The organism is Sneathia sp. DSM 16631 (assembly GCF_014892235.1).
GTDB classification, from domain to species: Bacteria; Fusobacteriota; Fusobacteriia; order Fusobacteriales; family Leptotrichiaceae; genus Sneathia; species Sneathia vaginalis.
Map to the genome: position 1 here is coordinate 23,007 of NZ_JADBHL010000013.1, position 7,838 is coordinate 30,844.

At 27.9% G+C, this 7,838-nt stretch carries 7 protein-coding genes and 1 pseudogene; 7 read left to right on the plus strand and 1 reads right to left on the minus strand.

Features of this window, described 5'->3' with window-relative positions:
* Positions 1–14 precede the first annotated feature (14 nt).
* Positions 15–2,399 (plus strand): glycoside hydrolase family 31 protein, encoded by a 2,385-nt coding sequence (locus IMK15_RS05415; protein ID WP_192942164.1) that lies wholly within the window; start codon positions 15–17, stop codon positions 2,397–2,399.
* Between the two features lie 189 nt (positions 2,400–2,588).
* Here IMK15_RS05415 and IMK15_RS05420 read toward each other — a convergent pair whose 3' ends face one another.
* Complete coding sequence (locus tag IMK15_RS05420; RefSeq protein WP_192942165.1) at positions 2,589–3,758, minus strand: amidohydrolase; 1,170 nt, start codon at positions 3,756–3,758, stop codon at positions 2,589–2,591.
* 221 nt (positions 3,759–3,979) lie between these two features.
* Between IMK15_RS05420 and IMK15_RS05425 the strand changes: the two genes are divergently transcribed.
* From IMK15_RS05425 to IMK15_RS06740, 6 genes and pseudogenes are all read left to right on the plus strand, one after another.
* Positions 3,980–4,180: a PLD nuclease N-terminal domain-containing protein gene (locus tag IMK15_RS05425; RefSeq protein WP_192942166.1), complete on the plus strand. Its 201-nt coding sequence runs from the start codon at positions 3,980–3,982 to the stop codon at positions 4,178–4,180.
* Positions 4,180–5,094: an ATP-binding cassette domain-containing protein gene (locus IMK15_RS05430; RefSeq protein WP_192942167.1), complete on the plus strand. Its 915-nt coding sequence runs from the start codon at positions 4,180–4,182 to the stop codon at positions 5,092–5,094. The genes IMK15_RS05425 and IMK15_RS05430 overlap by 1 nt, the downstream gene beginning before the upstream one ends.
* Positions 5,091–5,858: an ABC transporter permease subunit gene (locus tag IMK15_RS05435; protein WP_192942168.1), complete on the plus strand. Its 768-nt coding sequence runs from the start codon at positions 5,091–5,093 to the stop codon at positions 5,856–5,858. Before IMK15_RS05430 ends, IMK15_RS05435 begins: the two co-directional genes overlap by 4 nt.
* Before the next feature lie 14 nt (positions 5,859–5,872).
* Entirely contained in the window at positions 5,873–6,976 is a 1,104-nt protein-coding gene (locus IMK15_RS05440; RefSeq protein WP_046328475.1) for a helix-turn-helix domain-containing protein, read from the plus strand.
* A 549-nt stretch (positions 6,977–7,525) separates the two neighbouring features.
* A pseudogene (locus tag IMK15_RS06735) lies at positions 7,526–7,785 on the plus strand (hypothetical protein).
* On the plus strand, positions 7,786–7,838 hold a 53-nt coding region (locus IMK15_RS06740; protein WP_192942169.1), incomplete at its 3' end, for a helix-turn-helix domain-containing protein.

Below are 7,838 nucleotides of genomic sequence, written 5' to 3' on the forward strand. Positions count from 1 at the left end.
AATAGGAGAATTTTATGTATATTGAAAAGTATAATGATTTTAATCCTTTGGCTAATCCAAAATCGATTATTATTGGAAAAGGATATAGAATTACCTTATTAACATCAAAATTAGTAAGATTAGAATATTCAAAAAATAATATTTTCGAAGATGCTAGAACTAAAATGGTTATAAATAGAAATTTTCCTGAGGTTTTATATGAAATTTATGAAGATGAAAACTCTCTTAAAATTATAACTAAAGATATAACTCTTAGATATAACAAAAGAGAGTTTTCTCCTTATGGACTAAGTATAGAATTAAACGGGAAAACAAAACATCCTTACAAAGAGATTTGGCACTTTAATGATAAATTAAGTAACCTTGGTGGAACAAGAAGAACACTTGATTTTATAGATGGAGAAGTTGAATTAGATGATGGAATTTTATCAGAGTATGGAATTAGCGTAATTGATGATTCTAACTCTCCAATACTTCTAGAAAATGGATGGTATGAGGATAGAAAATCTAATGAAATAGATTTATATGTTTTTGCTTACAAAAGAAATTATAAGGAAGCATTGAAAGATTTTTTCTTGTTAACAGGACCACAACCAAAATTACCTAGATATGCTCTTGGAAATTGGTGGAGTAGATATTATCCATATAATGAAAATAGTTATAAAGATTTGTTAGAAAAATTTGAAAACGAAAAACTACCATTTTCTGTTGCTGTATTAGATATGGATTGGCATTTAGTTGATATTCCTGAAAAATATGGAAGTATTTGGACAGGTTATACTTGGAATCACGAGTTATTCCCGGATCCTAAAAGATTTATTGATTATATTAAAGAAAAAGGCTATAAAATAACATTAAATGTACATCCGTCAGCTGGAATAAGACCGTTTGAAATAATGTATAGAGATTTTGCTAAAGCTATGAATATTGATCCTAATAAAGATTTATACATTGATTTTGACCATAAGTCAAAAACATTTTTTGAAAATACATTTAAATATTTATATAAACCAAATGAAGATATTGGAGTTGATTTTTGGTGGATAGATTGGCAACAAAGCCCAACAAAAATAGATGAAAATAAAGATCCATTATGGGTATTAAACCATTATCACTATAATGATAATAAAAAAAATAATAATATTGGATTAACTTTCTCAAGATATGCTGGACCAGGAAGTCATAGGTATCCAGTTGGTTTTTCTGGAGACACTGTAATAAGTTGGGAATCTCTAGATTTTCAACCATATTTTACATCTACAGCATCTAATATAGGTTATGGATGGTGGAGTCATGATATTGGTGGTCACAGACATGGTTATAGGTCAGATGAATTAACTTTAAGATGGATACAGTTTGGAGTATTTTCTCCTATAAATAGATTACATAGTTCAAATTCTGAATTTATAGAAAAAGAACCATGGAATTTTAAAGAACCATATAAAACAATAATAGTAGAATATTTAAGATTAAGACATGAGTTGATTCCATATACATATACTATGAATGTTATTGCAAATACTGAAAATATTCCATTAATTAGACCTATGTACTATGAATATCCAGAAAATAAAGAAAGTTATAAAGTAAAAAATCAATACTATTTTGGATCTGAACTTATAATTTGTCCAATTACTAAGAAAATAAATGAAGAATCAGAAATGGCTGAATTCAAAGCATGGTTACCTAAAGGAAATTGGTATGACCTTCAAATGGGGTTAAAGTATAGTGGTAATAGGAATATTACTATAAATAGAGGTATAGAAAACTTAGGTATATTTTTTAAAGAAGGGTCAATTATACCATTAGCAAAATTAAAAGAAAGAATTAATAATATTGATAATCCTGAAAATCTAAAAATTATTATTGGTTCTGGAGATGATGGTGAATTTAACTTAATAGAAGATAATAAAGATAATCTATCAAATGTTGAATCAGTAACTACAAATTTTAAATATTTAGAAAATGATAGTAAAATTTTAATTCATAAGGCTGAAGGAAATATAAATGTTATTCCTAGATATAGAAGTTTTGAATTTAATATATATGGAAAAAAAATAAAAAAAGTTATGATTAAAATTAAAGATAGTATTAGAGAAATAGAAACAGAATATAATTTTAAAAAGAATATAACAAGTTTTATAATTAGGGAAATATCTATAAATGAAAATGTTGAAATTACTTTTGAATGTGATGAAGCTGTTTTTGATTCAAAGACTCAAAAATTAAATATTATTAAAAAGTTTCTTAAAAAAGCACAAATGAGTAATGTAGATAAAGATGAAATATATAAAATTTTAGTAGCTAATAAAGATTATAAAACAACTATATCTGAAATTTTAAATTACGATACTAGCTTAGCAATAAAAAATGTTTTATTAGAAATTATTTTAGCATAAAAAATCTAATTTTTAGAACATGCACCTAACCTTTCATAAAAAAATATCATTTTTATGTATTGTTTATTGGTACATGTTCTTTTTAAATAGAATGTTTTAGTAAATAATAGCGAATCTACTTTGTACTGCACCTCCAATTTTGTGTCCAAGATTATGGGTGCAGTACAAAAACTCCCATTAAAATTTTTTTTAATTAATTTCTAAATATTCAAACACAACTGCTAGCATAGCTTTAGAAGCTACTAATAAACTTTCCTCATTAATATCAAATTTTGAATTATGATGTGGATAATTATTATTATCTTTTTTTGCTCCAACATAGAAAAAGCATGAAGGCTTAATTTTAGCATAATGAGCAAAATCTTCTGATGGAGACTGTGGACCACAGTCTTCTGCTTCTAATCCCACTTTTTTTACTGCATTTACAACAAGTTGTGTCATTTTTTTATCATTATTTAATATAGGATAATCAATTAAAAAGTTGTACTCTATATCCATAGAATAAGTTTTTGCAATACCTTGAGAAATTATATTTATTTGTTCTTCAATTTTTTTCATTGTATTTTCTGACATTGCTCTAACATCACCTGTAATTTCAATCTTATCCTTTATTATATTAAAAGTCCCTGCTCCATCAAATGAGCCTATAGTTACTACACCATTTTCAAAAGGACTTAATCTTCTTGATACTATAGTCTGTAATGCCATAATAAGATTAGCACCAGCAACTATAGCATCATTTGCAGTATGTGGCATAGAACCATGTCCACCTTTACCTATCAATTTAACATTAAATTTTGATCTTCCTTGTTGAGTTTCTCCGCTATGATAATATACTTTTCCAAAAGGCATATCCGTCATAACATGTATGCCAAAAAAATTATCTACTTCATCTAAATTACCTGATTTTATCATACCTATTGCTCCTCCTGGTGTCATTTCTTCGGCATGTTGATGAATTATATATATTTTACCTTTAAGTTCTTTTTTATATTTTATCAAAATATCAGCTAATACCATAAGATAGGCAGTATGTGCATCATGCCCACAAGCGTGCATGACTCCTATATTTTTTGATGAAAAAGCTAGACCTGTTTCTTCTTTTATTGGTAGAGCATCAAAGTCTGCTCTTAGCCCCATTGTCTTACCGGGCTTTCCACTATCTATTATTACAACTACACCATTTCCTCCGACATGAGTTTTAACTTCAACTCCTTTATTTTTATAATATTTTGATATATATTCAGCTGTTTTAGTTTCTTTAAAAGATATTTCTGGATTTTCATGTAAATATCTTCTAATTTTTATCATTTTTTTCTTATCTTTTTCTAATTCTTTAACTAATTTTTCAAGTTCCATTTATATACCTCCTGGTTGATTATATCATATTTTTATTTCCAAAAAAAAAAAAAAAAAAGTGTATAAACTCGGTAGAGCAATTAATTTAAATTTAGATATAAAAGTTGAGGTTTCATGATAGTTGATTTTCGGCTAAAAAAACAACTAACAGTTTCTTGAAAGTTAATAAAGTTAAGTGATATAATACAAATAACATAAAGATAACGTAAGGAGGATTTAAAATGGAATTTATTAGAGAATATTTACCAATCTTAATACCGATAGTTGTTCTTGAAATTGGGCTTATGATTTACGCATTGTCCCATATATTAAAACACAACAAGTTTAGATTTGGGAACAAGGTAATGTGGATTGTTATAGTTGTTTTAATACAAACTATTGGTCCTATTTTGTATTTAACAATAGGAAAGGATAATGAATAATGTATGCTCTTAAAATAGAGAATCTATCTAAATCTTTTGGATGCCATAATATTTTGAATGGACTGTCTTTAGCTATTCCTGAAAAAACTATATTTGGATTTTTAGGCAAAAATGGTGCGGGTAAGACGACAACAATGAAAATGATTTTGGGATTTTTGAAAATTGATGATGGATCTATTGAAGTATTTGGTGAAAAAGTAAAATATGGTCAGACAAGCACAAATAGGTTTATTGGTTATTTACCAGATGTACCTGAGTTTTATGGTTATATGACGCCGAAAGAATATCTTAAATTATGCGGTTCAATAACTGGGCTTAATAATGATGAGATAGTAAAAAAAAGTAATGAATTATTAGAATTAGTTGGACTAGATGGAATTGACAAAAGAATACAGGGTTTTTCTAGAGGTATGAAACAACGTTTAGGAATTGCACAAGCTCTTTTAAACAGTCCTAGATTATTGATTTGTGACGAACCTACTTCGGCTCTTGATCCAGTGGGCAGAAAAGAAATATTAGAGATCATTAGAAAAATAAAATCAACAACGACGGTTGTTTTTTCTACGCATATTTTATCTGATGTTGAAGCAATTTGTGATCATGTTGTTGTCTTAGATGGAGGTAAAAACGTATTAGAAGGCTCAATAGATGAGTTGAAGAATATGAAACGTACAAATGAAATTGATATAAGGTTTAAATCTATTGATGAGTTGAATAAGTTTAAAAACAACAATGTTATCTCGAAAATGAATTTTAAAGAGGAAGAAAGTACGCTTAGTTTTTTAGAAGTAGATTCTGAAAAGAAAGCGTTTGAGATATTATCTGAACTTCATAATGAGAATATTCTCCCTCTTGAGTTTAGTGTGAAAGAGCCAACACTAGAAAATATTTTTATGGAGGTAATTAAGTCATGAAGATATTTTTTTCACTGATAAAAAAAGAATTAATTGAAAATATTAGGACAAAAAAGATGCTGGGACTTTTATTGTTATTTATATTTATTGGATTTATAAGTCCACTTACAGCAAAACTGACTCCTCAAATCCTTCAAGCTATTGCAACTGATGGCATTGATATCAAGGCTAATACTCCAACAGAAATTGATTCTTGGGTACAATTTTTTAAGAACGTCAAACAAACAGGAATGCTTGGCCTTGTGATATTGTTCAGTACACAAGTTACGAATGAGATTCAAAAAGGAACTTTAATAAATTTGCTATCAAAGGGATTACCAAGATATCAAGTAATAATATCAAAGTGTTTTTTTAATACAATTATGTGGATTTTTTCATATTGTATTTGTTTTCTTGTAGCATTTGGATATACAAAGTATTTTTTTGGGAATACATTTCCTATTAAGAATATCCTTATGGCAGTATTTCTTCCACTAATTTTTGGAATATTTTTGATTTCACTTGAGATACTAGGCAGTGTCATTACTGAAAATGTGATAGGCACATTATTATTCGTCACAGGTGGTGTAGTGATACAATTTCTTCTTTCTCTAAAAGAAGAAATTGTAAAATATATGCCGATTGCCTTAATTGGGAAGAATGTAGATATAATTAAGGGGATAGTTTTTAATGACTATTTCATACCTATTTTTACAACCTGTGGTTTAATCATTATTTGTATTATTAGTTCTATTATTGTATTAAATAAAAAGGAAATATCATAAAAGGAGTGTCATATATGTTGAAAATTGCGGAGAATATTTATCGAAGAAGAAAAGAAAAAAATATAACACAGGAAGAATTAGCTGGCTTTATGATGGTTACAAAAGCTTCTGTTTCAAAATGGGAATCTGGACAGAGTTACCCAGATATTTTATTGTTACCAAAGCTTGCGACATTTTTTGACGTTACAGTAGATGAATTGATTGGTTATGAACCTCAATTATCACTAGAACAAATAAAAAAAATATATGAGGATTTTTCAAAAGAGATTACAAAGGGTGGAATTGATGACGTTATTAGGAATATTAAATTGACAATAAATCAATATTATTCATGCTTTGAATTGCTTTATTATATGGGGGAATTGATAGTTAATCTATGCGATTTGGTTGGTGAGATAGAAAAAAAGCAGGAATACTTAAGATATGCAAATGAAATATTTAAAAGAGTAATTGACCAATCTAAGAATAATACATTAACTAAAAAAGCACTAAACATGAAAGGGGTATGCCTTCTTCAATTAGGACAAGCAAAAGAGGTGATAGAAATATTACCTTCATCGGAGGAATTGCTCTTATCAACAGAATGCTTGCTTGCATCTGCTTATCTACAAACTCAAGAGGATGAATTTGTGGATGCAAAATTACAGGTGTTCATTCTAAAAAATGTTGTTGAGCTAGTCACCTTATTGCTAATGAAAAGCAATCTTAAAAATGATAATTGGCGTGCAACTTGTAAAAAAATTGAAGATTTAATAGAAACATTTAACCTGGTAGAAATTAATGTAGCTATGGCTTTGAATTTTTATTTAACCGTAGCTATGCATTATAACAAGGATAAAAACTTTAATTTAGCTAATAAGTATATAGAAAAGTACTTACAAATTCTTTTGGAGAGAGGAAAACAATCTTTTGAAATCAAAGGGGATCAATATTTTAATGAAATTGATAACTGGATTGAAGATAACTTGCTTTTAGGAGGTAAGCCTAGTAGAAATCATGAGATAGTTTATAGGTCATATTTAGATTCTGTAATTAAAAATACAGAATTGGAGAATTCAATTGATTTTGATAGTACAAAAAAACTAATAGAAAAAGCAAAAGATATAATTAGTTATTAAGTATTCAATTCGGAGGACTTATTATGCCTATGTGCAGAAGTCCTCCTTTTTTTTGTCTAATATGTCAATGGACAAAGGAACATAAAAGCAGATAAAGAAAAGTCTACTGATGTGGAAATACAAATACTTAGAGTATGTATGATAGCAGAGGAATTTTGTTTATGTAGATACATATTTTTAAATATGGATAATTGAAATAAGAAAAGTTTAGGGAATTAATACCTCAAACTTGATAAAAATAAAAGTTTAGGGCATAATGTAATCAAAAAAAGAAGAGGATTAAGACAAATTACTGATGTAGAATTACTTAGAAAAATTATAATATTTTTAGCGGATAATATTGGAAATACTACCTCTCTTAATTTGGTAAGCAATACACTTGTATCTGAAAATATGATTCAAAATCGTGAAAGGCAAGGTAAACCAGCAACGAAAACTATTGCATCATATGTAGGAGCATTGAAATTAAAGCTACCGCAATCCCACTGGCTTTAGACGGGTGGGTTAAGGTAGCAAAAATTATGATTTAATGGTACAATAATTGGCATTATGGGAACGTGGAAATCAAAGAATAGGCATAAGTATTTATTGCAGTATCACATTATTTTTGTATGCAAGTATAGAAATGCCGAAATCAATGTCGGATGATATCAAGCAGTTTTCTTATGAGATATGCAAGAAGCATAATATAATCATAAAATATATGGAAAAAGCATACAGAATATCTTAAGAAACATTTTTGGAAAGAACATACATTTTGGACTGATGGATATTTTGCTTGTAGCAGGGTAGAAAGGCAGGTAAGCTGAATGTTAAAAGCATATAAATATCGGATTTATCCAAGTAAAGAGCAAGAAATACA